The 24,818-nt window shown below is 60.1% G+C and carries 22 protein-coding genes; 19 read left to right on the plus strand and 3 right to left on the minus strand.

What is annotated here, in order from left to right; all coding sequences use genetic code 11:
* Positions 1 to 41: 41 nt before the first annotated feature.
* The 11 genes from AC1RNA_RS15765 (at position 42) to AC1RNA_RS15815 (ending at position 10,827) form a co-directional block, all read left to right on the plus strand.
* The gene (locus AC1RNA_RS15765; RefSeq protein WP_492951704.1) at positions 42 to 815 is read left to right on the plus strand and encodes an IclR family transcriptional regulator; all 774 of its coding nucleotides are present in this window, start codon (positions 42 to 44) and stop codon (positions 813 to 815) included.
* A gap of 33 nt (positions 816 to 848) precedes the next feature.
* Positions 849 to 2,021 (plus strand): CaiB/BaiF CoA transferase family protein, encoded by a 1,173-nt coding sequence (locus AC1RNA_RS15770; RefSeq protein WP_492951705.1) that lies wholly within the window; start codon positions 849 to 851, stop codon positions 2,019 to 2,021.
* Positions 1,994 to 2,731, plus strand: coding sequence for an enoyl-CoA hydratase/isomerase family protein (locus AC1RNA_RS15775; protein ID WP_492951706.1), 738 nt, complete (start codon positions 1,994 to 1,996; stop codon positions 2,729 to 2,731). Before AC1RNA_RS15770 ends, AC1RNA_RS15775 begins: the two co-directional genes overlap by 28 nt.
* Positions 2,732 to 3,056: 325 nt before the next feature.
* Positions 3,057 to 3,827 carry an IclR family transcriptional regulator gene (locus AC1RNA_RS15780; RefSeq protein WP_009340231.1) on the plus strand — a complete coding sequence of 257 codons (771 nt, stop codon included), beginning with the start codon at positions 3,057 to 3,059 and terminating at the stop codon, positions 3,825 to 3,827.
* On the plus strand, positions 3,821 to 5,362 hold the full coding sequence (locus AC1RNA_RS15785) for a class I adenylate-forming enzyme family protein (RefSeq protein ID WP_048756760.1): 1,542 nt from the start codon (positions 3,821 to 3,823) through the stop codon (positions 5,360 to 5,362). The genes AC1RNA_RS15780 and AC1RNA_RS15785 overlap by 7 nt, the downstream gene beginning before the upstream one ends.
* Positions 5,359 to 6,183 (plus strand): CoA transferase subunit A, encoded by an 825-nt coding sequence (locus AC1RNA_RS15790; RefSeq protein WP_009340233.1) that lies wholly within the window; start codon positions 5,359 to 5,361, stop codon positions 6,181 to 6,183. Before AC1RNA_RS15785 ends, AC1RNA_RS15790 begins: the two co-directional genes overlap by 4 nt.
* A complete protein-coding gene (locus tag AC1RNA_RS15795; RefSeq protein ID WP_492951707.1) occupies positions 6,180 to 6,911 on the plus strand; it encodes a CoA-transferase subunit beta in 732 nt (243 codons plus the stop codon). Before AC1RNA_RS15790 ends, AC1RNA_RS15795 begins: the two co-directional genes overlap by 4 nt.
* Positions 6,912 to 6,966: 55 nt before the next feature.
* Positions 6,967 to 8,055 carry an ABC transporter substrate-binding protein gene (locus AC1RNA_RS15800; RefSeq protein WP_492951708.1) on the plus strand — a complete coding sequence of 363 codons (1,089 nt, stop codon included), beginning with the start codon at positions 6,967 to 6,969 and terminating at the stop codon, positions 8,053 to 8,055.
* Positions 8,055 to 9,158, plus strand: a complete 1,104-nt coding sequence (locus tag AC1RNA_RS15805) for an ABC transporter ATP-binding protein (protein WP_492951709.1) — start codon at positions 8,055 to 8,057, stop codon at positions 9,156 to 9,158. Before AC1RNA_RS15800 ends, AC1RNA_RS15805 begins: the two co-directional genes overlap by 1 nt.
* Before the next feature lie 47 nt (positions 9,159 to 9,205).
* Positions 9,206 to 10,033, plus strand: a complete 828-nt coding sequence (locus tag AC1RNA_RS15810; protein ID WP_492951710.1) for an ABC transporter permease — start codon at positions 9,206 to 9,208, stop codon at positions 10,031 to 10,033.
* A complete protein-coding gene (locus AC1RNA_RS15815) occupies positions 10,033 to 10,827 on the plus strand; it encodes an ABC transporter permease (RefSeq protein ID WP_244469127.1) in 795 nt (264 codons plus the stop codon). Before AC1RNA_RS15810 ends, AC1RNA_RS15815 begins: the two co-directional genes overlap by 1 nt.
* 7 nt (positions 10,828 to 10,834) lie before the next feature.
* Here the strand turns inward: AC1RNA_RS15815 and AC1RNA_RS15820 are convergent, their stop codons facing one another.
* A complete protein-coding gene (locus AC1RNA_RS15820; protein ID WP_492951711.1) occupies positions 10,835 to 12,316 on the minus strand; it encodes a TAXI family TRAP transporter solute-binding subunit in 1,482 nt (493 codons plus the stop codon).
* Positions 12,317 to 12,524: 208 nt separating this feature from the next.
* Between AC1RNA_RS15820 and AC1RNA_RS15825 the strand changes: the two genes are divergently transcribed.
* Positions 12,525 to 13,541, plus strand: a complete 1,017-nt coding sequence (locus AC1RNA_RS15825) for a 2-dehydropantoate 2-reductase (protein ID WP_009340240.1) — start codon at positions 12,525 to 12,527, stop codon at positions 13,539 to 13,541.
* A gap of 55 nt (positions 13,542 to 13,596) precedes the next feature.
* On the opposite strand, the gene AC1RNA_RS15830 is transcribed toward AC1RNA_RS15825, so the two are convergent.
* Positions 13,597 to 15,000 (minus strand): FAD-dependent oxidoreductase, encoded by a 1,404-nt coding sequence (locus AC1RNA_RS15830; RefSeq protein ID WP_492951712.1) that lies wholly within the window; start codon positions 14,998 to 15,000, stop codon positions 13,597 to 13,599.
* Between the two features lie 102 nt (positions 15,001 to 15,102).
* On the opposite strand from AC1RNA_RS15830, the gene AC1RNA_RS15835 reads away from it, so the two are divergent.
* The 7 genes from AC1RNA_RS15835 (at position 15,103) to AC1RNA_RS15865 (ending at position 23,504) form a co-directional block, all read left to right on the plus strand.
* On the plus strand, positions 15,103 to 15,747 hold the full coding sequence (locus AC1RNA_RS15835) for a GntR family transcriptional regulator (protein WP_009340242.1): 645 nt from the start codon (positions 15,103 to 15,105) through the stop codon (positions 15,745 to 15,747).
* Between the two features lie 48 nt (positions 15,748 to 15,795).
* Positions 15,796 to 17,226, plus strand: a complete 1,431-nt coding sequence (locus tag AC1RNA_RS15840) for an FAD-dependent oxidoreductase (RefSeq protein ID WP_492951713.1) — start codon at positions 15,796 to 15,798, stop codon at positions 17,224 to 17,226.
* A 72-nt stretch (positions 17,227 to 17,298) separates the two neighbouring features.
* Positions 17,299 to 18,342, plus strand: coding sequence for an ABC transporter substrate-binding protein (locus AC1RNA_RS15845; protein ID WP_492951714.1), 1,044 nt, complete (start codon positions 17,299 to 17,301; stop codon positions 18,340 to 18,342).
* Between the two features lie 31 nt (positions 18,343 to 18,373).
* On the plus strand, positions 18,374 to 19,231 hold the full coding sequence (locus AC1RNA_RS15850) for an ABC transporter ATP-binding protein (protein ID WP_492951715.1): 858 nt from the start codon (positions 18,374 to 18,376) through the stop codon (positions 19,229 to 19,231).
* Positions 19,212 to 20,021: an ABC transporter permease gene (locus AC1RNA_RS15855; RefSeq protein WP_492951716.1), complete on the plus strand. Its 810-nt coding sequence runs from the start codon at positions 19,212 to 19,214 to the stop codon at positions 20,019 to 20,021. Before AC1RNA_RS15850 ends, AC1RNA_RS15855 begins: the two co-directional genes overlap by 20 nt.
* 182 nt (positions 20,022 to 20,203) lie before the next feature.
* Positions 20,204 to 22,141: a hypothetical protein gene (locus AC1RNA_RS15860; protein WP_492951717.1), complete on the plus strand. Its 1,938-nt coding sequence runs from the start codon at positions 20,204 to 20,206 to the stop codon at positions 22,139 to 22,141.
* A 166-nt stretch (positions 22,142 to 22,307) separates the two neighbouring features.
* Positions 22,308 to 23,504 carry a GGDEF domain-containing protein gene (locus AC1RNA_RS15865; RefSeq protein WP_492951718.1) on the plus strand — a complete coding sequence of 399 codons (1,197 nt, stop codon included), beginning with the start codon at positions 22,308 to 22,310 and terminating at the stop codon, positions 23,502 to 23,504.
* An 18-nt stretch (positions 23,505 to 23,522) separates the two neighbouring features.
* On the opposite strand, the gene AC1RNA_RS15870 is transcribed toward AC1RNA_RS15865, so the two are convergent.
* Entirely contained in the window at positions 23,523 to 24,779 is a 1,257-nt protein-coding gene (locus tag AC1RNA_RS15870) for an MFS transporter (protein ID WP_009340249.1), read from the minus strand.
* Positions 24,780 to 24,818 lie beyond the last annotated feature (39 nt).

Raw genomic sequence — 24,818 nt, forward strand, 5'->3', positions numbered from 1 at the left:
AATTCAAAATTTAGTACGCCGTATCAACATATGGAACAATCATGGATACGACATTTTTGAAAGGCCTGAGGATGCTTCAGGCATTGTCGCTGTCGGACAGGCCGCGTGGCGTGACCGAACTCGCGCGCGAACTCGGCCTGACCAAAAGCAACTCGCATCGGCTTCTGAAAACGCTGGTGCATGCCGGCTACGCGCAGAACAATTCCGAGACGGCGAAATACAGCGCCACATTGAAAGTGTGGGAGCTCGGCTCTCACGTCCTGTCGAAGGTGGATGTGAAGAGTGCTGCGAGTGCTTACTTGCAGCCGCTGGCGGACAAGACCGGGGAGTCGGTCCATCTTTCGTTGCTGGTGGAAAATGCCGTCGTCTACATCGACAAGATCGATAGTGCCCAGCCTGTGCGTGCCTATAGCCAGATCGGAAAGGGCGCGCCGGCCTATTGTGTCGCGACTGGAAAGGCGTTGCTGGCATTTCAAGGCGAGGACGCGATCGCGCGTGTCAGTGAAAAGCTGGAGGTCCACACCTCGCGAACGATTACCGATCCTGAAGAATTCAAGCGCGAAATGGCGCGGGTGCGTCAGCTTGGTTACGCGATCAATCGCGGCGAGTGGCGTGAGGGCGTCTGCGGTGTTGGCGCGCCGATCCGTGATGTTTCGGGGCAGGTGGTCGCGGCTGTGGGCATCTCGGGGCCTGAAAGCCGGATGAAATCGACGTTCATGCGCGAACAGGCGCCAATCGTCATTCAGACGGCAGACCTAATTTCAAAGGCGCTCGGTTATCCCGGCGGGGCGGTCGCCTATCGCAAGACTGCCTGATCGCTCATTTTGAAAATACATATGGATGGAATGATGAAGGGCCCTCTTAACGGCATCAAGGTTCTTGAATTCGCACAGATCGCAGCAGGGCCTTTCGCGGGAAGTTTGTTTGCCGACCTCGGCGCGGATGTCGTGAAGGTCGAACGGCCTGATGGCGGCGATGGCATGCGTACCTGGCCGCCCGCTATTCAGGGCGCCGACGGGCCCGTGGAGAGCGGCAACTTCGCCTCGGTCAATCGCAACAAGCGCAGCATCACTGTCGATGTCAAAAACCCGGACGAGATGAAGCGGTTCTTTGCGCTTGTCGCCGAGGCTGATCTGTTCATCGAGAATTATCGGCCCGGCGTGCCGAAACGACTCGGTCTTGGCTACGACGACTTGCGCAAGCACAATCCTCGTCTGGTTTATTGTTCGATCTCCGGTTACGGCCAGACTGGCCCTTACTCCGAGAAGGGCGCATTCGACGTCACGGTGCAGGCGATCAGCGGCGTGATGAGTGTCACGGGCGAGGAATCGGGGCCGCCGGTGAAGTGCGGCGTGCCGGTCGGCGATTTCGGCGCAGGCCTTTATGGCGCGTTCACCTCGCTTGCGGCCATCATGAATGCACGCAAGACCGGGCAGGGCGCTTACATCGATTGTTCGATGCTTGGCAGCCTGCTTGGAATGGCTGCGCTGCAAACGAGCGAATTCTTCGGCACAAACAAGCCGCCGAAGCGCCTCGGCTCGGAGCATCCGCGAAACGCGCCCTATCAGGGGTTCGATGCCAAGGATCGCCCTTTCACCGTGGCCGCGGGCAACGACAAGCTGTGGCGCGATTTCTGCGCCGTCGTTAATCTGCCGGACCTGCCGAACGATCCGCGCTTCACGACGCAGTTCGATCGTGCGCGTAACCAGAAAGAGCTGGCCGCGATCGTGAAGCCGATTTTCCTGACCAAAAATGCCGCGGAGTGGATCGCGGCACTCGATGCCAAGGGAATTCCCTGCGCCATCGTGCTGGATTACAGCGAGATCCTGTCAAACGAGCAGGTCGCGCATATGGGGCTCGTGCGCGATATGAAGCTGTCCAATGGCGCGACCACGAAGACGGTTGGTTTTCCGATCAACGTATCCGGTTTTACGTTCGACATTGAACGGGCCCCGCCGCAACTCGGCGCGCATAATGATGAGGTATTTGCAGAATGGACCAAGGGCACAAGGAATTCGTGAGCTTCTCGCCGCTCGCTGACGGCGTTCGGATTCTCACCCTGGATCGTTCCGCCAAGGCGAACGCCTTGAATGCCGCAATCGTCGATGAGCTTCTCGCCTGCGTCACCCAGGCCGAGGAGGAGGGTTGCCGTGTGCTGATTATATCCGCAAACGGCAAGGCGTTTTGTGGCGGCTTCGATTTCGGCGGCTATGAGGACATGACGCCGGGCGACCTGCTTCTGCGTTTCGTCCGTATCGAGGAATTGTTGCAGCGGCTGCGGCGTTCGTCATTTGTCAGCATCGCGCTGGTTCATGGCGCTGCGATGGGTGCAGGCGCGGATATTGCCGCGTCATGCACCTACCGCATCGGAACGGAAGCTTCAAAATTCCGTTTTCCGGGATTCCGCTTCGGCGTGGCACTCGGCACGCGACATCTGGCGCAACTGGTCGGCATGCAGCGCGCGCGCGATATTCTACTGACAAACGCGACGCTCGATGCGACGGCGGCGTTCGACATCGGTCTGCTGACGCATCTCACGACGCCTGACGGCCTGCGCCAGAAGGCAGACGAACTGATCGGTCAGATCGGTTCGCTTGGCCTCAAGGCGCGTAACCGGATTTCGCATCTGACAATGCCGCAGAGCGATGATGGCGACATGGCCGAGCTGGTGCGCTCCGTCAGTTCTCCCGGCCTTCACGAGCGGATCGCCCAATATCGCGCCGGACATTGAGGCGCGAAAGTGTGCTCCACCATCCGCATGACCATGCGGATGGCAATATTGAATGTGCATCTGTGCCTGTGCGGCGTGTGCCCGCTGCCATGATGCGAGGACAAACGCGTGCTGCTTTGTGAGCTTCGCGTCGCTTCATCATTCCCATTCAAAGTTCAATCTGTCGCAGTAATTGAGACATCATTTTCGATGTTTCGAGGGTCTTTCATTTGACTCGTAAAATGAGGAGGCCTAGCTTCAATTCACGTAACGGAAATGGTATTCACCGCTCGTGAATAGTAATATTGAACCTCTTGGGCCCCGGCGCCACCTGCATTCGCTCAACATGTCGCTCGACGTGGTGGAGTTGCTGGCGTCGTCCCATGTTCCGTTGTCGCTTGGCGACATCGCGGCGAAACTCGAGTTGAGCAAGGCTGCGGTGCATGGCGTGCTGTCGAACCTCGAGGCGCGACGCTATGTGGAGCGGACGCCGGATCGTCAGGGCTATCGGCTCGGTCACCGGTTATGGGAACTGGGTCTGGTGGCATCCGAGTCGATCGAACTGCCGAAAGTCGCCCATCGCTATCTCGAGCGCCTGGTCGAGTTGAGTTCGGAAAGCTCACAGCTTGCCGAGTATTGCGCACCGGGCGAAGTGGTTTATCTCGATCGCGTCGACAGTCCGAATCCGGTGCGCGCCAACATCCATGTCGGCCGTCGCGCGCCTGCTTATTGCGTGGCGACGGGTCGCGCACTCCTTGCGTTTCAGCCCAAGAGCGAAATCGACAGGGTGTGCGATGGGCCTCTGCAAAGTTTCACCAAGAAGACCATCGTGAAGTCCGCCAAATTGCGCCGTGAACTCGATCTCGTGCGCCAGCGTGGTTATGCGATCAACCATGGCGAATATCGCGGCGAAATCGTCGGCATCGCCGCGCCAATTCGCGACCATCAGGGCAATGTGATTGCGGCTCTCAGTGTCTCGGGGCCGGAATATCGCTTCACGGTGAAGCGTGCGGTTGCGCTTGCGCCTGCAGTCATCGAGGCATCCGAAGCTGTATCGCGCGAGTTCGGTCAGCATTTTCTTCAAAAACGTCGTGTTCGGGACAGTCAGGCATGCTGATCCATCAACTTCTGCAGGACGCCAGGGATTCAAGGCCTGCGATCATTTTCGAGGGCAAGCCGCTCTCTTATGCGGAGCTCGACGACCTTGCGAACCAGTTCGCCCACCTATTCGGTGAACTGCGGCTCGATATGGGGGATCGTGTCAGCCTGCTGATCGGCAACGAGCCGCTGGTGGTGGCTGCCTATTTCGGCCTGTTCAAGACAGGATTGATCGCGAACCCTATCAACAATCGCCTGACCGCGCATGAGGTGACCTTCGTTCTGGATCATTCACAGGCGCGCGCGCTGATCACCACGCCGGAGTATCTGTCGTTGGCGCAGGAAGCCATCGCAGGGCTGACGCATAAGCCTCGTCTCATTCTGCTTGGCGCGGATGCGAGCGTTGCTCTGCCGGTGGATGTATTTTCCGAGCGCGACCTGTACCGGCAAAGGCGCACGCCACGCCCTGTCGACGGCGTGACGGAGCAAACGCCGATCCTGTTGATCTACACATCCGGTACTACGGGCCGGCCGAAAGGTGTTCTGCTCAGTCATGCGAATGTCTGGGCTGACGGCCTCGCTTTGTCGCAGGGCTTCCGCATGGGGCCGGATCACATCGCGCTGTGCTTCATGCCGCTGTTCCATTGCAACGCGCTAATCGTGAGCCACATCAGCGCGTTCATCGGTCACGGCACCATCGTGCTGTGCCGTAAATTTAGCGCCCGCGAGCACTGGCGTCTTGTGGCCGATTATAATGTCTCGAGTTTCAGCGCGCCCCCCACGGTGCTCGCGATTCTTCTGGAGCGGGAGGCGGAAGCGCGCGATGCGCGCATCAAGCTCGATTTCGTCAAAACCGGCTCCGCGCCGCTGACGGTCGAACTTGCCACGCGCTTCGAAAACAGATTCGGCAAGGACATCCTGATTGAGGGATGGGGCCTGACGGAATGCACGGCGACGAGCACGCTCAATCCGCTTTATGCCGGTGGCCGCCGCAAGGTCGGTTCGGTCGGACAAGCTCTGGCCGGGCAGGAGATTGCCGTGGTCGATGAGCAGGGCAACTTCCTGCCGCCGGAAAGCACGGGCGAACTGGTCATCCGTTCGCCGACAATGATGCTCGGCTACTTTCGCGACGAGGAAGCGACGCGGAAGACCATCGTTGATGGCTGGCTTCATACCGGCGATCTCGGCCGGATGGACCGGGAAGGCTATGTTTTCCTGGTCGGCCGGAAGAAAGAAATCATCATTCGCGGTGGTGAGAACGTCTCGCCGCTCGAGATCGAGGAAGTGCTCTGTCGCCACCCGTCGGTGCGCGATGTCGCGGTCGGCGGCCTTCCCGACAGGATCTGGGGTGAGGTTGTCGTCGCCTGTGTGGTCCCGAACGGATCGGTATCCGAGCAGGAGCTGATCGCTTACTGCCGCGAGAACCTCGCGGACTTCAAGGTCCCGGTTAAGATCGCAATCGTCGATGAATTGCCGCGCAATGCCACCGGAAAAATTCTCCGGCGCAATCTTGCGCAATTCTTTCAGCCTGAAGCGAAGGAGATGGCGTCATGAAACAGACCACGCTCGAACAGGCCGCACGACTCGTGGGCAACGATCAGATCGTCACCATCGGCGGCACGCTATCCCAGCGGATTCCCGCCGCTATGGTGCGTGAGCTGGCACGGCAGGGCGTCAAGGGCTTGCATCTCGTCAAGGCGTCGCCCGGCTTCGATGCCGATGTGCTTGCGGCGGGCGGATGTCTCGCCAGCGTCCGTGCGGGCATGGTGACGCTCGAACAACCGTTCGGTATGGCGCCGAATTTTCGCAAGGCGGCCGAGCGCGGCGAACTGGAAGTGATCGAGAACGCCTGCCCGGCGGTGATGGCGAGCCTGCAGGCTGCCGCATTTGGTCTGCCCTTTCAGGCGGTCGCGGGCTTTGCGGGTAGCGACGTGCCGAGCATCGCGCCGTTCGCGACCGTGAGGGACCCCTTCACGGGAAACGATACGCTGGTGGTGCCGGCGATCCGGCCTGACTGGGCCATTCTTCATGTCCATGAGGCGGACGTTCGCGGCAATGCGCGCATCTACGGCACGCCGGTGTGGGATCGCCTGATGAGTCGTGCGGCCAAGCGTGTGATCCTCACGGCGGAGAAGATCGTCGATACCTCGCATTTCGTGGCGCAGCCGGAAATGACGGTCGTTCCTGAGATTTTCGTCGAAGCCGTAGTGCATGCGCCGAGCGGAGCATGGCCGACCGCCGTATTCGACCGTTACGACATCGACGAGCCGGCGATGCGCCACTATCTGGAGCTCAGCCGGACGCCGGAAGGTTTCCGCAAATATCTTGAAGAAACGGCCTCGCATGATCGCCGCGCATTGGGAGTGGCGGCATGAGTTTGTCTTACAGTCCGGCCGACATGATGGCCGTGTCGATGGCGCGGCTGATTCGGGACGGCGAGGTGGTTTTCGTCGGCGTCAATTCGCCGCTGCCGCTTGCTGCAGCGACGCTGGCACGCCGCCTGAATGCGCCGAATTGTACGTTCATTAGCGTTGGCGGCGGGATCAATCCCACAGTCGACAAGATCATGGCCGCGACAAGCACGGCCGATCTCGGTCGCGGCTCTGCTTCGATCTTCGACAATCAGGAAATCTACGGGATGAACGGCCGCGGCGGGTTCGACCTGACCTTCCTCGGCATGGCGCAGGTGGATGCAAGGGGCCGGGTGAATTCCAGCTTCATCGGTGACCACGAGAAGCCCAAGGTGCGATTTCCCGGCGGAGGCGGCGGACCGGCGATCCTGCCGATGTCGAAGCGCGCGGTGCTGTGGCGCGCGGGACATTCGCCAAAGATTTTTGTCGAGGAGGTGAAGTTCACGACCTCCGACGGCAATCTTGATCGGATCGTGACGCCGCTGTGCATCTTCCGCAAGGAAAACGGGCGTCTCGTGCTGGACAGCATTCATCCGGGTGTGACGCGCGCGGAGCTCGCGGAGAAAACCGGTTTCCGGATTCCAAATCTCGACGATGCGCCGGTAACGCCGGAGCCGACCGCCGAGGAGCTTGCGATCATTCGCGAGATCGACCCCGATAACGTGAGAAGAGTGGAGTTTGGTTTGCAATAAACCAATTTGCGAAGCCTGCAAAAAGAACGGGACGCATATTTCAGGGAGGATGACTATGAGACTTACTGCAACATTACGTCACGCTCGGAAGGCATGTGGACTCGTTCTTGCCGCCGGTGGATTTCTGGCTGTGCTGTCCGGCATCGGAAGCTCCGCTCAAGCTGCGGATGAGAAAGAGCTGGTCTTCGCCGGTTTCGGCGGTTCGCTTCAGAAATCGCTTCAGGCCACGGTGATTCCGGCCTTCGAGAAAAAGTACGGCGTCAAGGTCGTCTACGTCACCGGCACGTCGAACCAGATTCTTGCCAAGGTGAAGGCGCAGAAGAACAGCCCGCAGATCGACGTGATCTGGGCGAACGACACCACGCACTACCAAGGCAAGATGGAGAAGCTGTACGCCAAGCTCGATCCGGCGAAGGTGCCGAACCTGTCTCAGGTTTACGACTTCGCGAAGGACCGCGATGGCATCGGCATCGTGATGGGCATTCAGGCGCTCGGCATCGAGTACAATACCCAGGTCTTCAAGGAGAAGGGCTGGGCGCCGCCGAGTTCGTGGATGGACTTCTGGGACCCGAAATATAAGGGCCATGTCGTTTTCTATAATATGCCGATCGGCTACGCGAACCTGCTGTTCGCTAAGATCGCTGATCTGAATGGTGGCTCCGTCACCAATCTCGAACCGGCTTGGAACAAGATGAAGGAGCTGAAGCCGAACGTGCTGGCCTTCATCGATCCGCCGGCACAGGTCGATGCGCTGTTCGGAACGGGCAGTGCCTGGATCGGCTACAACGGCAGTGCGCGCGTTCATGATTTCGCCGGAACGGGTGCACCGGTGGCGATGGTGCTGCCGAAGGAAGGCGGCATCCTGTATCCGCAGCAGTTCGATATCGTTGCGGGCGCGCCGCATCCCGATCTTGCGCAGAAGTTCATTGATTTCACCATTAGTGCCGAGGCGCAGAAGATGATCGCGGAGCATCTTCTGCTTGGTCCGGTGAACAAGACTGTCAAGCTCGACGACAAGGCGGCCGCCAAGGTGCCTTACGGCGAGAAGGAAGTGAACTCGCTGCTCAACCTCGATATCGGTCCGGTCAACCACAATCTGCAAGCGCTGACGGCGCGCTGGACCGCGATGGTGGGAGGCCACTAATGCACGCGCATCTCGACGTCCGCCATTTGCGAAAGTCCTACGGGACTTTCACGGCACTTGATGACGTGTCGTTTACGGCGGCACCCGGAGAGATCGTGGCTTTGCTCGGCCCGTCCGGCTGCGGCAAGACGACGCTCCTCAACCTCATCGCGGGGTTTCTGACCCCCGATGCAGGCTCCGTCATCGTTGGTGGACGTGACATCGTCAACGTGGCCCCGCACAAGCGCGACATGGCGATGGTGTTCCAGAATTACGCGCTGTTTCCGCACATGAGCGTCGAACGCAACGTCGCGTTCGGCCTCAAGATGCGGAGCGTCGCATCTGGCGAGGTATCCAAGCGCGTGCAGGAGGCGCTCAATCTCGTGCAGCTCGGCGATCTCGGTAAGCGTTATCCGAAGGAGCTTTCGGGCGGGCAACAGCAACGCGTCGCGCTCGCACGCGCGTTGGTGGTTCGCCCGTCCGTTCTTCTGCTGGACGAGCCGTTGTCGAATCTCGATGCGCTTCTACGCAAGCGGATGCGCGAGGAGATGCGGCAGATTCTCAAGACGGCGAACATCACGACAGTCGTGGTGACGCACGATCAGGAGGAGGCGCTGGTCTCTGCCGACAGCATCGTTCTGCTGGCGTCGGGACGGGTCGAACAGCGCTCGACACCGAACGAGCTTTACGAGCGGCCCAGCACCATCTTCAGCGCCCGTTTCATGGACGTCACCAATTTCCTCGATGGCACTGTGATTGGCCATGAGCAGGGCCATGCGGTGATCGATACGGCTTTTGGCAAGCTGCGGGCGGAGGTCGATAGCTGCACGGTGGGGTCCAAGGTCACGGTAGCGGTACGTCCGGAGAACATCGCCAAGGGGGAGGAGGCCGGGGAGAACTGTGTCACCGGCGAGGTGATTTCCAGCAGCTATCACGGGCCGGTGCGGCGGGTGGAAATCGAGGCCAATGGCGCCCGGTTGATTGCCGACATTCCAGTGAAGCGCTGCCTAAGCAAGGTCGGAGACAGGCTGTCCGTCTCATGGCCTGCCGATGATACACGGCTGCTGCCGGGTCAGGGGCATGCCGTGCCCGACGGCAAGAATCTCGAGGATTTGCTGCAATGAGCACGCTTGTCGAGAAAGGAGGGCTACCGTCGGCAGGACGAACATCGATGAGGCTGCATGCCGGCCTTCTACTGGTGCCTGCGATTCTATTCTATGCGGTGCTGTTTGTTTGGCCCCTCATTATCTCGACATGGGGAAGTTTCACGCCCACGGGAAAATTCTCCCTTCAAACCTATACGCTGTTTTTCGCGGATGAGTTCTATCGTTCGGTGTTGTGGCGTTCGCTCCGCATCAGCGCGATCACCACTCTGATGACGCTGATTATCGGCTATCCGATCGCAGTCTATCTGTCGCAAAGCTGGCGCAAGGGCCGTTCGCTAGTGGTGTTTCTTGTCATCGCGCCGATGTTTGTGAGCGCGGTGGTCCGTTCCTATGGCTGGATTATCATCCTGGGCCCGAACGGACTCCTGAGCTCATTCACAAAAGCCATTGGCCTGCCGATGGGACATCTTCTGTATAGTGAAGCCGGCGTGATCATTGCCCTGACGCATGTTTTCCTGCCCTTCATGGTGATCGCGCTTGCAGGCTCGTTGCAGCAGATCGATCCCTCGCTGGCGCGCGCCGCGCAGATTCTCGGCGCCAACGGATTCAGCGTGTTCGTGCGAGTCATTCTGCCATTGACCTTGCCGGGCATCTCTGCGGGGTCGGTCATCGTGTTTTGCCTTGCGGCGAGCGGTTTCGTGACGCCGGCGCTTGTCGGCGGGGCTGCGGTGCCGGTGATGCCGTATCTCGTCTACAAGGAGGGCCTGCTGGTGTTGAACTGGCCGTTTGCATCGGCGGTCGCGCTGATCCTGCTGGCGGCAACAGCGCTTGCCACGGCGATCTACACCTTCGCGATTCGTGACGCAGCCAGCAAAAGGAGCGTCGTGCGATGATGAATCGCATTCTTACCGCCTATGTGGCGTTCATATCGGCTTTGATGATTTTTCCGATCGCGATTGTGATCGCGGCGTCGATCAACTCAGCCGCCTATCTCTCGTTCCCGCCTGCCGGTTTCAGCATCATCTGGTACAAGGAGGTGCTAACCGACCCCACTTGGAGCGGTTCGCTATGGCTGACGCTGAAGATCGGCATCGCAGTCTCGTTGCTGTCGACTGCGCTCGGTGTCGCGGCGGCGCTTGGCCTGCGTGTGGTGAACAGTGCGTGGTCCGGCGCGCTGCAAACTTTCTTCCTGTCGCCATTGATGCTGCCGACGGTGCTGATCGGATTGTCGCTGATGCAGCTTTACCAGTCGCTTGGCATCCGGGCTTCGGTCCTGACCGTTACTCTCGGCCAGCTTCTGATTGCATGCCCCTATGTGATCCGCCTCGTTCTCGCGAGCTTCAACGGCATCGATCCGCGGCTGGAGAGGGCGGCGTCGATCCTGGGCGCTAATCCCATCCGCGTGTTCTGGCATGTGACGTTTCCATTGATTCGTCACGGAGTGCTGGCAGGCCTGCTGTTCAGCTTCATCGTCTCGTTGGACGACGTGAACATCGCGCTGTTCCTCTCCGATGTTCATACCACGCCGCTGCCGGTGCAATTGTTCAGCTATATCGAGCAGAACGCGGACTCGCTAGGGGCCGCGGCGGCATCCTTGCTAGTTCTGCTGGCGTGCGGGGCGGTCTTTATCTGCGATCGGCTGGTCGGCATCGAATGGCTGTTCGGCGCGAAGCAGCGCTCGGCCTAAGCCGCCATCACATCGAGCCGCCCATTACAATGCGGCTGCGCTGGTGATGGATCAGATTATCCAGCCGCTGCGCGGCCGAATGCAGAAGGAGCATGTTGGAGTCGGATTCGCGACCCGGGCGCGCATGTGTCAAATGCGCATGAAGCAGAGAATCGATTTCCTCTTCGATCTGTTGCAGCTCTATTTCCGAGGTCGCGCTGCGAATCTTCCTGGGTAAATGATAATTCGTGGCCATCAGGGTTTCCTGAAAGCGATCGTTCTCGAATTCGAGAAATTTCCAGGTCGCGGCAAATGTCGTGGCGCCGATGCCGAAAATAATAGGCAGCAGGAAGATCCAGTTCGCGTATTTATCGAGCCAGTCTCTTTGGGTGTTGTTGTAATATTCCGCTGCGCCAGGATGGACGGGAATGTAGGCGGCCGAATCCAGTTCGGGGGCGATGATCTGGGCGAGAGCGGGCTGTTCGATGCCGAGATCGCGCTTCGCGATCATGATTTCGCGAGTGAGGTTGGCGACGAGATCCGGATCGAGGTCGTCCCGTGCAACGAGATAGACGTTGGTGGCCAGTGTGATCCGGTTATCGGGAGGAATTTGCGGCGAACCCTGAAGCGAGCCTTGCGGCACGACGAAGACGTTGTAGGCGCGCTCGGTGTTTGCGATGGCCTCGGCTCCATCGATCGAGAGGATGTTGGGCGCGAGGTCGGAGTTGTTCTGGAATATCTTGTCAATGTAAGCGATGTAGCGCCGCGCAATCGGAAGTACCATCAGAAGCGCCGCGACTTCGTTCGAGGTGACGGCCTGCCGAGCGTCGTTGATCGAAATATTCTTGAATGCGATTTTCAAACGGGCGGTGTCGTATTCGTTCGATAATGCCGTCACGAGGCCGCTATTGATCTCAGCGCCCACCACACCGATGGTTTTGCCGGAGAGTTCTCTGAATTTTGTATAATTCGATCCTGCCGGGGTTACGATCACGGCGGCGGCGCGGGCAACCTGCGCGACTGTTCTGGCCTTCGGGAGGTTTTCGGTGTCGGCCCGGACAACGGCAAGGTCAGCTTTGCCTTCGCGAAACCCATTCGCGGCCGCGAGAATATCCGGCTCGTTGATAATCTTGAGATGGACCGAGGCTGTACTGCTGGCTGCGATATGGCCCGCGAGGAGCGAGGCGATCTTGTTCGTTTCCCCGTCCAGAGAGCCGACGGCGACGGTCAGGACGGTTGGGCGCATATAGACTCGGTATGCAGCCAGCACGCCGCCGATCACGACGCAGACGACGCTAATGACAATGGTGAGCCGCAACCAGAATGGGATGAAATAGGCCTTCATTTCATCGAGCCAAGGTTCTGTATCTAGATTATTGGGACAGGTTGAGACGGCTTGCAATTTAAAGATAGGAGGCAACTTTTCGCGATTGTGGCGAGGTTTGAGGTTTTTACAAGCCGTTATTTGAGTGATTTGAAGGGGTTGCAAGACTATCTCTCCCGGCTCCAAAGGGGCCGGTATGGAGTGGGCAAGGCGCGCTCGTTGGATCGCATCCTGCCAGAGTCTCGTTAGTCACAGTTCGTGTGTCTTGTTAGTCAATTTGTAAATTGACTGACTTTGACACCCGACACCGCATTCGTGGCGCATCGAATACCAAATCTGTAAATGCCGTTCATGGAGGCGCAAGTCGCGCCGTCCGCAACAGCAAGGCATTTCCATGAAGGTTTGTATCTACGGCGCGGGAGCGATTGGTGGCTATGTTGGCGTCTTGATGAAGCTCGCCGGCGCGGACGTATCGCTGGTTGCGCGCGGCGCTCATTTGAAAGCGATCAAGGACAATGGCCTCAAGCTCCACATCGGCGGCGAGGAAAAGCACGCGCGAATGACCGCGACGGCGGACCCTGCCGAGCTTGGCCATCAGGATTACGTCATCATCGCCTTGAAGGCGCATCAGGCCTGGGAAGTGGCCGAGCAGATGAAACCGCTGCTGGGGCCGAACACCGCGGTCGTCACCGCGCAGAACGGCCTGCCGTGGTGGTACTTCCATGGTTTCGAGGGTCAGTATGCTGACCGGCGCATTGAGAGCGTCGATCCAGGGTCGCGGCAATGGAATGCGATCGGGCCGGAGCGGGTTATCGGTTGCACGGTGTATCCTGCGGCGGAAGTCGAGGCGCCGGGCGTGATCCATCACATCTCTGGTGACAAGTTCGGGCTCGGCGAGCCCAAGCGGAACGTGACTGAGCGCGCGCAGAAACTGTCGCAACTGTTCGAGAGCGCGGGACTGAAGGCGCCGATTCTGCCTGAGATCCGAAACGACATCTGGCTGAAACTGTGGGGCAACCTGTGTTTCAATCCGATCTCGGCATTGACCCATGCGACGCTGGACGTGGTTGCGACCGATCCCGGCACGCGCGAACTCTCCCGCAACATGATGGAGGAGGCCGAGCGCATCGCGCGCCGCATCGGGGTGCATTTCCGGGTCGATATCGAACGGCGCATCAATGGCGCGGCGCGTGTCGGCGCTCACCGCACCTCGATGTTGCAGGATGTCGACAAGAACCGGCCTATCGAACTCGACGCGCTGCTGACCTCGGTTCAGGAGCTGGGCCGTCTCACCGAAGTGCCGACGCCGCACATCAATGCGGTGCTGGCGCTTGCCAAGCAGATGGGGCGGGTGAAGGGCATCTACCCGACATTCCCCGAGGAGAAGGTTCTAGAAGTCGACACGTACTGAATATCGCCATCGAGGGCTTTAAAAAAGGGGCGGCTCGAAAGAGCCGCCCCTTCGTTTATTGCGGAAGGTCGCTGGCGTGCAGCGGCATTCCGGCTTTTCGCAACAGGGCCTGAAGGCTGTCCATCGAAACGTTGCGTACCGTCGTGTTTGAGCTGACGGCGATGCTTGCGGCGAAACCCGCGGCCTGACCCGTGGCCATGCAGGCGGGCATATTGCGCGAGCGGCCATGCGCAACGTGATCCGCCGAGATGCAGCGGCCCGCCACCAGCAATTGCTCGACTCCCATCGGGACCATGCAGCGATAGGGGATTTCATAAGGCTTCAGTCCCTGGAAATCGACATCCTCGCCTTTTGGTGCGTGAACGTCGAAGGCAGAGACATCGACCGCGATGGTATCGTCGAACGGCGTGCCCTTCAGCACGTCGTCGGCTGTCAGGATATATTCGCCCTGGATGTGGCGGGTTTCGCGTACGCCAAGCACGGGCGATATCTGCGAGATACGCGCCTTCTCGAAGCCGGGCACGCATGCGACCAGAAAGCGCGCATATTCCTCGATCTGCCGGTAGCAATCGATGATGGCGGCGCTGAACTCGAGCGGCGAAAACACGTCGACATCCAGAACGCGGGTGGCGTTCACGTACATCAGACCGTTCGCGGTTTTCAGCGTGATGTTCTCACGTGGCAGGTCGATGCCGGTCCTGTCTTTGTAGGCTTTGACGGTTTTGTTGAAGCCGGTGAGCCAGAGCCCGTAATCGAGTTTGTCGTCGGTCTCGGGAATGGCCTGCGCGGGAACGTCATCGGTGGTTCGAGCCCATCGGGCCAGCGCGTGAAGATCAACATCCGCCATGGTGAAGTACATGCCGACCGGCTGCATTTTCAGATCGCGACCGTCCTCGCCCGAACCCATTGTGAAAGGCGCGCCTGCGGCGGCCGCCACGTCGCCGTCGGCGGAGCAATCGACCACGACTTTTCCGCCGATGAAGGAGCGGCCAGCCTTGTTCTCGACCACGACGCCAATGATGGTGTTACCTTCCATCACAGGCCGGGAGACGAGCGTCTCGAACAGAATTTGCACACCTGCATCGGCGCAGAGCCGCGTCAGCAACATCTTCATGATTTCGGGATCGCAGGGAGAAGCGATGGTAACGCCGCCGGTTTTGGTCTTGGCGATGTAATCGTCGCCGGCCGCGCCCGTCGAGCGGGCGAGATTCCAGATTTCCAGCGGCAAGCCGCCAAGCAGCGAGCCGGATGGCTTTGTGTTCAATCCCAGAGTCAGATTGCCGCCGAGAGAGCCGAAGCGCTCGATCAGGACAACGCTTTTTCCCTGACGGGCGGCCGCAATGGCGGCGAGCGGGCCGGTCGTGCCGCCGCCGACCACGACGATATCCGCGTTCATCAGAACTGGAATTTGCCGTGCCGGTTCTTCGATCTGCCGCATCTCATACCCTCTCTGTTTCATTCCCCGGCACTTCGCCGCACTTGAGATCCCAACGACCGCTTGACATCAGCCGCCGTTGTGTAGACTGTGTGTATACACAAGGTATGCATAAAGTCGGGCGCGATGCAAAAGTCAAATGGTTTGGCCACGAAAGCCTACCGGAAGATGCGCGAGGCGATCCTGAGCGGCAAACACCCGCCGGGAGAGGCGCTTTATGAGGTGCATCTGGCTGAACGGCTCGGCATGAGCCGCACGCCGGTGCGCGAGGCGCTTCAGGTGCTCGCCCGCGAAGGTTTTATCGACTCGATGCCCGGTCGCGGCTTTCTCATTCCGCGCTGGTCGCTGCAGGACGTGCGCGAACTTTATGAGTTGCGCGAAAGTCTTGAAGGTTTCGCAACAGCCTGTGCGGCGAAGAACGCGACGGCGGCTGAAATCGGGGAACTGGAAGGTATCCACGCAGCCTATACGGAAACGTCGGACTGGGAAGAACTGGTCCAGTTGGGTGATCAATTCCATAACCGGATCGTCGAGGTCGGCCGCAACAAGCGGCTCACCAAAATTCTGGATTCGCTCAAGGCCCAGATCAGCATGACGCGCGTCAGCCAGTTGCGCGACATCAAGGGACGCCGCGATGAATCGACGAGCGAGCATCGCGCCATTCTGGACGCGATCGTCGCCCGGGATTCCGATCTCGCCGAGCGCAACGCGCGCCATCACATCCGATCCTCATATGAAAGCACGCTGCTCGCATTTCGGTTGGGGTCATAGCGTTTCAACAAGCAAGAGGGCATAGGCCCCGTTGTAAGGGAGAGTAAAATGCAAAGAACCATTGCGATGCGGGCGGGAGCCAATGAGGTGATGGAGCCTGCGCGCGCCACGCCGGTCGTTCGTGAAGTCGATGTTCTGATTTGCGGCGGTGGCGTGTCCGGTGTTGGCGCGGCGCTTGGCGCGGCGCGCACCGGCGCGAAGACGATGGTTATCGAGCGGAACGCCTTTCTCGGCGGGGCGGCGACCGCGGTCATCATGAATACCTGGAACGTGCCGTTTGCGAAGATGACCGGTGTCGCCAGGGAAATCGCCGGTACGCTGACCGATCGCGGAGCCGGCGTCACCAGCGGGCCGACCTTTCCGTTCGATCCGGAAGCCTTCAAGGAAGTCGCGATGGATCTGCTTCGCGAAGCATCCGTCGAGATCCTCACCTATAGTTGGGTCGTCGAACCGATCATGGATGGCAATCGCATTCGCGGCGTCATCATCCAGAACAAGTCGGGCCGACAGGCCATTCTCGCCAAGACCGTGGTCGATTGCACGGGCGATGCCGATATCGCCGCGGCGTCCGGCGCCGAATTCGTCAAAGGCCGCGAGAAGGACGAGAAAATGCGGCCGATGAGTGTGCTGTTCCGGCTCGGCGGCGTCGATGTGAAGCGCGCGGTGGAATTCTGCCGCAAGGACCCGAAGAATTTCACCGCCGATCCAAATTTTCACATCCTCGACCTCGACAAGGGTCTGGTTCGGATGTCCGGCTTCTTCGACATCGTCGATCGTGCGCGCGCTAATGGTGAATTGCCGGATGAAATCCATTACATCCGTTTCGAAGGCGTCAGCGTCGACCGTGGCGTCGTCACCGTCAACAATTCCCGCGTCTATAATGTGGACGGAACGAGTGCCTGGGACCTGACGCGCGCCGACATGGAAGCGCGTGCGCAGAACCGTAAGCTGTTCGCGGTCATCAAGAAGAACATTCCGGGATTCGAGGATTCCTACGTGCTCGATTCGTCGCCGACGGTTGGCGTGCGCGAAACGCGCCGGGTGCGCGGGCCGCATCTGCTCAAGCAGGAGGACATGATGGCGCTGTCGACCTATCCGGACAGCGTTGCGCGCATCTGGCGACACATGGCGGAAGGCCGCGATTGGCACAAGGCCGATGGTGGCGAGGGCGCTGCGACCGATGCTGTGTATCGGACCGGCACAACGCATCTCACATGGTTCGAGATTCCGTTTGGGGTGCTGGTGCCGAACGGCGTCGAAGGGATGACCATTGGTGGACGTGCGCTGTCCGCGACGCACGACGCCGATATGTGGTCGCGCGCGCAATATTGCTGCCTCGTCACCGGTCAAGTGGCGGGCGCTGCTGCGGCACTGGCCGCGAAGAACGATGTTTCACCGTCGAAGCTGGATACCAGGCTGCTTCAGCAAACCCTCGCTGAGGCTGGCATCGATGTGGGAGAGACGCAGTCCGCGGCGTGACGCGGACAATTCCAAGAGTAAGCGCGTCATAAAAAGAAGAAACCGGGCGTAAACAGGGTGAGGAAACGGACGATGAAAAACTATCTGAAAATGGGCTTGGCTTGCGCCACGATCATCGCGGGTGGGTTCTCGCTGTCGCAGACGGCGGCTGCGGAGCCCGTGAAGAATCTTGAGACCACGCATGTCCGCATTGGTGTGGGCAGCAAGAATGGCTTCTTCTTCCTGCCAACGATGGTTGCCGAAGGTCTTGGCTACTACAAGCAGGAAGGTCTCGATGTCGATGTCGTCGATCTCGGCTCGGGCGGCAAGGCGCTGGAAGCGCTCGTCGGCGGCAGCGTCGATGTCATCAGCGGCGCTTACGATCATGTTGTCCAGCTTCGCGCCAAGAAAGTGGCGTTGCAGGCCTTCGTGTTGCAGGGCCGTCTGCCGGACTACGCCGTTGGCATCAGCAAATCCAAAGCTGCTTCCTATAAAGGTGCGCAGGATCTCAAGGGCATGCGTGTCGGCGTTTCCTCGCCCGGCTCGGGCAGCGACATGTTCCTCAAGCTGTGGCTTGCCAAGGAAGGCGTGAAGGCAAGCGACGTGTCGACCGTCAGCGTCGGATTGGGTCCGACAGCGGTGGCGGCCGTCCGCGCAGGGCAGTTGGACGTGATTGCCAACAATGATCCGGTGGTGGGAATTCTGGAGCAGGCCGGCGATATCGTTATCATCGCCGATGCGCGCCACGAGAAAGGCTCCACCGAAGTTTACGGCGGGCCGTACCCCTGCGCCGCGTTGGTGAGCTATCAGGAGTTCGTCAAGAAGAACCCGAACACCGTGCAGGCGCTGACCAACGCGATGGTGCGGACACTAAAGTGGATGAGCAAGGCTACCCCCGAACAGATCATCGCGGTGATGCCCAAGCAGTTCTCCCAGCCGGACCCGGAAGTCACCAAGAAGATTCTGGCGAATCTGAAGGACACCTATTCCTCCGACGGCGTATTCCCCGATAACAGCGCGCAGATGGCGTTCTCCGCTCTTGGCCCGTATGTAAAGAACATCGAGGCGGCCAAAGGCGAACTGGATCAGACGTTTACGAATAAGTTCGTGAAGGCTGCTTCCGCCAAGACAAACTGATTGATTCCGTTAGAATCCGAACAGGATGACAATGGGTGTCGTACAGATGAAAACGATGACCAGCGCCAGGGCGGTGAACGCCGCCCCGGCAGTCACGTTCCGAAACGTGACATGCTGTTTCGCAAGCAACGCCGGCAAGCGTTCGGCCGAGCCGTACACAGCCGTGAAGGATGTGTCTCTCGACATCCTCGACGGCGAATTCGTCTCGGTCGTGGGGCCGACGGGGTGCGGGAAATCCACCTTGCTGAACGTCGCTGCAGGCTTGCTCAAGCCGACGAGCGGCGCGATCGAGATTTTCGGGACCTCGTTGCAAGGCATCAATAGAGACGCCGGATACATGTTTCAGGCCGAGTCTCTGATGGCGTGGCGCTCGGCGTTGCAGAACGTCATGGTCGGTCTCGAATATCGCGGCGTTCCGAAAAAGGAAGCGCATGAACGCGCCATGGGCTGGCTGAAGACGGTCGGCCTCGCAGGCTTTGAGGATCGTTATCCGCATCAATTGTCCGGCGGCATGCGCAAGCGTGTTTCGCTGGCCCAGATGCTGGTTCTCGATCCAAAGATCGTGCTGCTGGATGAACCGTTCTCCGCGCTCGACGCGCAGACGCGCGTGCTGATGGAAAACGAGCTGCTCACATTGTGGGCGGCGAATCGGAAGTCGGTGCTGTTCATCACACACGATCTGGAAGAGGCGATCTCGATGTCGGATCGTGTCGTGGTGCTGTCCGCAGGCCCCGGCACGCACCCCATCGCGGAGTTCACCATCGATCTTCCACGCCCGCGCGATGTGTCCGAGATCCGTCACACCAAGCACTTCGTCGATCTGCATCGCGAGATCTGGGATGTGATGAAAGAAGAGGTTCTTAAAGGCTATGCCCAAAGCAAACGCTGACAACCAGGCCGCGCCATCTGCAAGCTTCGCGGCGCGCTCACCCGGCATGCTTCGAATCTTTCAGGCGCTCCTGTTCGTGGGCCTGTTGTGCCTTTGGTATGCGCTGACCGAAACCGGCATTATGCCGAAATTTTTCTTCGGCGAGCCGATTGTCGTGTTCAGCACCATGGTGGATTGGATCGTCTCGGGCGATATCTTCTATCATCTGGGCATCACTCTGACTGAAACGGTGCTTGGCTTCTTCATCGGCGCCGTTCTCGCACTGATCTGCGGTCTGTGGTTCGCGTTGAGCCCGACGGCTTCGGCATTGTCCGATCCCTATATCAAGGCGATGAATGCGATGCCGCGCGTAATCCTCGCGCCGATTTTTGCGTTGTGGTTCGGTCTCGGCATCTGGTCGAAGGTCGCGCTAGGCGTGACGCTGGTTTTCTTCGTCGTGTTCTTCAACGTCTATCAGGGCATCAAGGAGGTGAGTCCTGTAGTGCTGGCCAATGCACGGATGCTGGGTGCGACGCGCAAGCAGCTTCTGCGAACGGTCTATCTGCCGTCCGCGACAAGCTGGGTATTTTCCAGCCTGCATACCTCGGTCGGCATGGCATTCGTTGGCGCGGTGGTGGGCGAATATCTCGGCTCGTCAGCCGGCGTCGGCTACCTGATCCTTCAGGCGGAGGGCGTGTTCGACGTCAACACGGTGTTCGCGGGCATCGCGATCCTGACCATCTCCGCCCTTATTCTGGATGCGGTGGTGACGGCGATCGAGAACCGGCTCCTGAAGTGGCGGCCCAACTAGGGCGGATTTGCCGCCCCGATCGACATGAGCTTGATCCGAAACGGCAATTAGGTTCGAGCGGTGGAAGCTCCAAGTTCCTTCCGCCGCTGTGAATATGGCGTTCCGTCGAACATAAAGATGGATTTGCCACCCGGCTTTTCGCAATATCTGGCCACCATGCTGACAGCGTGCGGGGAGGCTCGATGTTTGCGCAACGCCGGATTGCTATTGCCGCGACCGCGTCCCTGCTGATTGCGGGCGTCTCCTTCTTCTCTGGCTCGTCTTCGCCAGCGCAGGCTCAAACAGCCGCTGCGTGCGCGGAGGGTACAAATCTTGCTGTGCTGGCGGCGCCTGCCATGCCGTGGAAGGGCATGCCGCTGCGGGTGATGTTCACCGCCGAGAAGCAAACCAGGGGCGAGTTGTCGCTGATCGCGCCCGACGGAAGCGTCGCGGCTAAATCCGGGCAGCAACAGGGCGGCCCGCCTTATTTCTGGATTGCGGAAGTTGCGACGCCGGTTGCGGGAACGTGGCACGCGAAACTTGTCCGCGATCACGCGTCACCCGGCTGCGAAACGGTGACGCGCGAGATCACGGTCCGGTCCGAGCGGCCACCACGGCCGAGCGCGGCGGCGGGAAGCATCTGGCCGATTCATGACGTATGGAATCGCGGAACGGAAAACCTGTACTCGGCCTGGATCGAAAAACTGTTCGATGCGCCGCTGGATTCGCCGCCGTCATGGAAGGCGCTGCATGAGGTGTTGCGCGATCGCTCGCGCAACGTGCTGTTCAACTATCTCGACCTCGGAGAGGACGAGATGGGGATGGTGTTCCATCCCGATTGCGCCGACATGCCGTATTTCCTGCGGGCTTATTTCGCGTTCAAGCTGGGATTGCCGTTCGGCTATTCGCGCTGCTCGCGCGGCACCGCGACCAAGGCGCCGACCTGTACGCAATGGTTCAACATCCAGAATCTTGAAGCGGCCAAGCAGCCGAATGCCGGCCAGCAGGCCGCAGCCGGTGAACCGGCGGCTGGCGCATCTGTGGCCGAACCGCCGAAGCGGCTTGGCCTCGCGGCATCATTCGGCAAGTACATCACGGTGATCGGCGATGCCGTGCATTCGGGATCGAGCCGGACCGCAGCGACCGACAACAACACCGACTATTATCCTGTGCCGCTGACGCAGGATGCATTGCGTCCGGGTACGATCTACGCCGATCCTTTCGGGCATATCCTGATGCTGACCAAGCGGGTTGCGCAGACCAACGACGCGGCGGGCGTGCTGCTCGCAGCCGATGCCCAGCCGGACGGGACCGTTGCGATCAAGCGGTTCTGGCGCGGCAATTTCCTGTATGCGCAGGATCACACTGCGGGGCCGGGCTTCAAGCGGTTTCGTCCCATTGTGCGCGAGCGCAACGGCAATCTGCATCGCCTCACAAACAGCGAGATCGCGAGCAACCCGCAATACGGCAATTATTCTTCCGAGCCGTCGAAATTATCGGTCGATGCGTTCTACGATCGCATGGATGACGTGATGTCGCCCGCGCCGCTCGATCCCCTGCGCGCGATGAAGGAAGTCGTCACGGCACTCGACGAACAAGCGCAGGCGCGCGTGACCTCGGTGGAGAACGGCCGCAAGTTCCTGGACAGTGGCAAAGGCGTCGGGGCGATGCCGGATGGCGCGTCGATCTTCGAGACGTCCGGCGCATGGGAAGACTTCGCCACGCCGTCGCGCGATCTGCGGATGCTGATCGCCATCGACGTGGCGCGCGGATTCCCGGATCATGTCGCACGGCGGCCCGAGCGATACGCGATGCCGAAAGACAAAACCGTCGCTCAGGTGAAGGCCGAGTTGCAGAGCGCGCTGGCGACCGAGCTTGCATCGCGCAAGTTCACCTATACGCGCAGCGATGGTTCGCCATGGACGCTGACGGTGAAGGAAGTCGTCGATCGCGCTCCCGAACTGGAAATGGCCTACAATCTGAACGATTGCGTCGAATTGCGATGGGGCGCTCCGGCGAACAGCGAGGAGGCGTCGACCTGCAAGAAGCACGCGCCGGAAGCGCAGCGCGCCAAGATGACGAAATATCGTCCGTGGTTCCATGAGCGCCGCAGGCCCGCGCGCGGCGCGAGAGGCGTATAGGCTGCAGTGCGGGCGAGAAGACCGCCGCGCGGCATTGGTTACCATTTTAATGGCCGGATTCAGCTTCCGTTAGGCCTGCGCGCGGGTGTTGCACTGCATTAAGTGTTCTCTTAATCACGAATCGCCATGACTGTTTCCGGGGACCTTCTCTGGACGCGGAACGGTTGTGCTCGATTACAATTCCCTTCTTGTCGCGCTGATCTTTTGCAGCACCGGGCTTGCTTTCACGTTTTTCGTGAGCTGGGTCGTGTCGCGTGCCGATCGCGAATTGATGACGTGGGGCATCGGCGTGTCCTGTCTTGCGGTCAGCCTGTTTTTTTACCGGAATTTCGTGCTGGAATTTTCGCCGGTCGTCGGCGTGATCGCCTTTTCGGCGTTGCTGATCGGATTGGCTCTGTTTCTGGGATCGGCCTATCAATTCCAGACGGGCCAATTGCCGGTACGGCTGGTTGCCGCCACGGCGGGCGTGTCGATCGGGCTCATGTCTCTTCCGATGCTTGAGGGATATGACGGCATCTCATACATCGTGTTGAACCTCTGCGCGGCCGCGATGATGTTGCTCACGGCATGGGAGTACTGGCGCTGGCGGGCAGAGGCGCCGCTGCTGATCCTGCTTCTCTCGGTGTTGTATGCCCTGACGGGCTTGTCCTTCGTGTTGTGCGCGGTGGTGCTGCTCCATCACGGCGAATGGATCATGCATCGCGCGCCGTCCGGCTGGGCGGAAAACATCAATCTCGTGATGTCGATCACCAGCATCGGCGGGCTGGGCGCTCTGTCGCTGGCGTTGAATCAGGTCCGGATCGCCCGCCACCATCAACGCGAAGCCGAAACCGATGCACTGACGGGATTGTTCAACCGCCGCGCGCTGTTTGAGCGCTCCCTCCGCCTGCGTGGCTCGGTCGCCGTCGCGGTGTTCGATATCGACCATTTCAAGCAGGTCAACGATCGCCATGGCCATCAGGTCGGCGACACGGTGTTGCAGACGTTTGCGAGCCTGCTTGCCGCCAATGTCCGGGACGGGGATCTGGCTGCACGCCTCGGCGGCGAGGAGTTCGTGATCATCCTGTCGGAGACCACGATGGATCAGGCAACGCAGATCGCCGAGCGGGTGCGCGAAAGCTTTGCCGGCCAGCAGTTCATCTCGTCATCCGGAAGTTTCGCAGTCACCGTGAGCGCCGGCATCGCCGGTGGCGACAGCGAGACCGATATCATCGCTTTGTTGCGGCAGGCCGATACGGCTCTCTACGATGCGAAACGCTCTGGCCGTAACCGTGTGCTGCTTTATTTCGAGGATACCAGCCTTGCGCCGTCTGACAGGGTGATTGCCCCGAAGCCCGAGAGCGTCATCAAGCTGCGCCAATAACGCTTGGCGCAAACGGCACTAGCCCGGATGTGTCCGCGCCAGATGGAGTCCTGCCGCGAGCGCGCCCGCGATCAGCAGCCCTGTAAATGCCGCAACGGCAAGCCAGCCCTCGACGGCCCAGAACCATCCGCCCACCCATCCGGCGATGCTCGAGCCCGTGTAGTACGCAAGAAGATACAGCGATGCGGCGTGTCCCTTGGTGTTGGCGGCCATGCGCCCGACCCAGCCGCTCGCCACGGAATGGGACACGAAAAATCCGATGGTGACGAGCGCGATGCCTGTAATCACCCAGAACAGGGGATGCAGGAGCGTGGCGGCGATCCCGGCCAGCATGATGGCGAGGCCTGTGATGAGGACAGGGCCGCGCCCCACGCGATCCACCATCGCGCCGGCGGTCGAGGAGGCCACAATGCCGAACAGATACACCGCGAAAATCGCGCCGAGTTGAGTCTGGTTGAGCTCATATGGCGGGCCGACCAGCCGGAAGGCCGCGTAATTGTAGACCGTGACGAAAGCGCCCATGGAGAGGCCGCCGATCATGAACACGTAGGGCAGGCCGGAGTGTTTCAGATGGCCGGCCCACGCTTGCAGATGATAGCCGGCGTCGAACTTCAACTGGCGCTCGAAGTTGCGTGACGGCGGCAGCAGGACGATGAACGCGAAGGTCATCAGAAGATCGATGGCGCCGATGATGCCGAGCGACCAGCGCCAGGATGTGTATTCCGCGATGATACCGCTGAGTACGCGCCCCGCCATGCCGCCGAAAGCCGTGCCGCCGACATAAAGCCCCATCGTGAGCCCAAGTCCCTTGGGATGGATCTCCTCGGCGAGATAGGCCATCGCCACCGCAGGGACGCCGCCGAGTACGATTCCTTCCAGGGCGCGAATCACGAGCAGGCTCTGCCAGTCCGGCACGATCGCCTGGGCGATATTCAAGAGGGAAGCGACGCACATCGAGGCGAACATCAGGCCGCGCCGTCCGAACATCTCGGAACCCGCGCCCGCGCACAGGATCGCGATGGCGAGCGCGGCCGTCGTAACCGATAAGGCCAGCGAGCTTGTGGCGGCGCTGACCTGAAAATCGGTGGCGAATTCCGGCAGCAGCGGCTGCACATCATAGACGAGCGTGAAGGTAACGAAGCCCGCCAGGAACAGCGCGATCGAGGTTCGGCGATACGTGCTGGTACCGCGCTCGGTCCATGTCATCGCAGGGGCCGTCGCAGGTGTCATGGCCGGGTCGGTATCGGTTGTCGAACTGGGCGTCGATTTGTCCATCAAGACATTAGCTCAAGCATATCATGTGGCTTTCAACAA

The sequence above is a fragment of the Afipia sp. GW821-FHT14H12 genome, assembly GCF_058803465.1.

Bases quoted from the DNA above. Each gene is read 5' to 3' on its own strand.
- AC1RNA_RS15810 (WP_492951710.1), top strand. From the start codon at position 9,206: ATGAGGCTGCATGCCGGCCTTCTACTGGTGCCTGCGATTCTATTCTAT.
- AC1RNA_RS15855 (WP_492951716.1), top strand. From the start codon at position 19,212: ATGCCCAAAGCAAACGCTGACAACCAGGCCGCGCCATCTGCAAGCTTC.
- AC1RNA_RS15835 (WP_009340242.1), top strand. From the start codon at position 15,103: ATGCAAAAGTCAAATGGTTTGGCCACGAAAGCCTACCGGAAGATGCGC.
- AC1RNA_RS15825 (WP_009340240.1), top strand. From the start codon at position 12,525: ATGAAGGTTTGTATCTACGGCGCGGGAGCGATTGGTGGCTATGTTGGC.
- AC1RNA_RS15770 (WP_492951705.1), top strand. From the start codon at position 849: ATGAAGGGCCCTCTTAACGGCATCAAGGTTCTTGAATTCGCACAGATC.
- AC1RNA_RS15805 (WP_492951709.1), top strand. From the start codon at position 8,055: ATGCACGCGCATCTCGACGTCCGCCATTTGCGAAAGTCCTACGGGACT.
- AC1RNA_RS15845 (WP_492951714.1), top strand. From the start codon at position 17,299: ATGAAAAACTATCTGAAAATGGGCTTGGCTTGCGCCACGATCATCGCG.
- AC1RNA_RS15775 (WP_492951706.1), top strand. From the start codon at position 1,994: ATGGACCAAGGGCACAAGGAATTCGTGAGCTTCTCGCCGCTCGCTGAC.
- AC1RNA_RS15785 (WP_048756760.1), top strand. From the start codon at position 3,821: ATGCTGATCCATCAACTTCTGCAGGACGCCAGGGATTCAAGGCCTGCG.
- AC1RNA_RS15870 (WP_009340249.1), bottom strand. From the start codon at position 24,779: ATGGACAAATCGACGCCCAGTTCGACAACCGATACCGACCCGGCCATG.
- AC1RNA_RS15840 (WP_492951713.1), top strand. From the start codon at position 15,796: ATGCAAAGAACCATTGCGATGCGGGCGGGAGCCAATGAGGTGATGGAG.
- AC1RNA_RS15790 (WP_009340233.1), top strand. From the start codon at position 5,359: ATGAAACAGACCACGCTCGAACAGGCCGCACGACTCGTGGGCAACGAT.
- AC1RNA_RS15850 (WP_492951715.1), top strand. From the start codon at position 18,374: ATGGGTGTCGTACAGATGAAAACGATGACCAGCGCCAGGGCGGTGAAC.
- AC1RNA_RS15800 (WP_492951708.1), top strand. From the start codon at position 6,967: ATGAGACTTACTGCAACATTACGTCACGCTCGGAAGGCATGTGGACTC.
- AC1RNA_RS15795 (WP_492951707.1), top strand. From the start codon at position 6,180: ATGAGTTTGTCTTACAGTCCGGCCGACATGATGGCCGTGTCGATGGCG.
- AC1RNA_RS15860 (WP_492951717.1), top strand. From the start codon at position 20,204: ATGTTTGCGCAACGCCGGATTGCTATTGCCGCGACCGCGTCCCTGCTG.
- AC1RNA_RS15765 (WP_492951704.1), top strand. From the start codon at position 42: ATGGATACGACATTTTTGAAAGGCCTGAGGATGCTTCAGGCATTGTCG.
- AC1RNA_RS15780 (WP_009340231.1), top strand. From the start codon at position 3,057: ATGTCGCTCGACGTGGTGGAGTTGCTGGCGTCGTCCCATGTTCCGTTG.
- AC1RNA_RS15815 (WP_244469127.1), top strand. From the start codon at position 10,033: ATGAATCGCATTCTTACCGCCTATGTGGCGTTCATATCGGCTTTGATG.
- AC1RNA_RS15830 (WP_492951712.1), bottom strand. From the start codon at position 15,000: ATGAAACAGAGAGGGTATGAGATGCGGCAGATCGAAGAACCGGCACGG.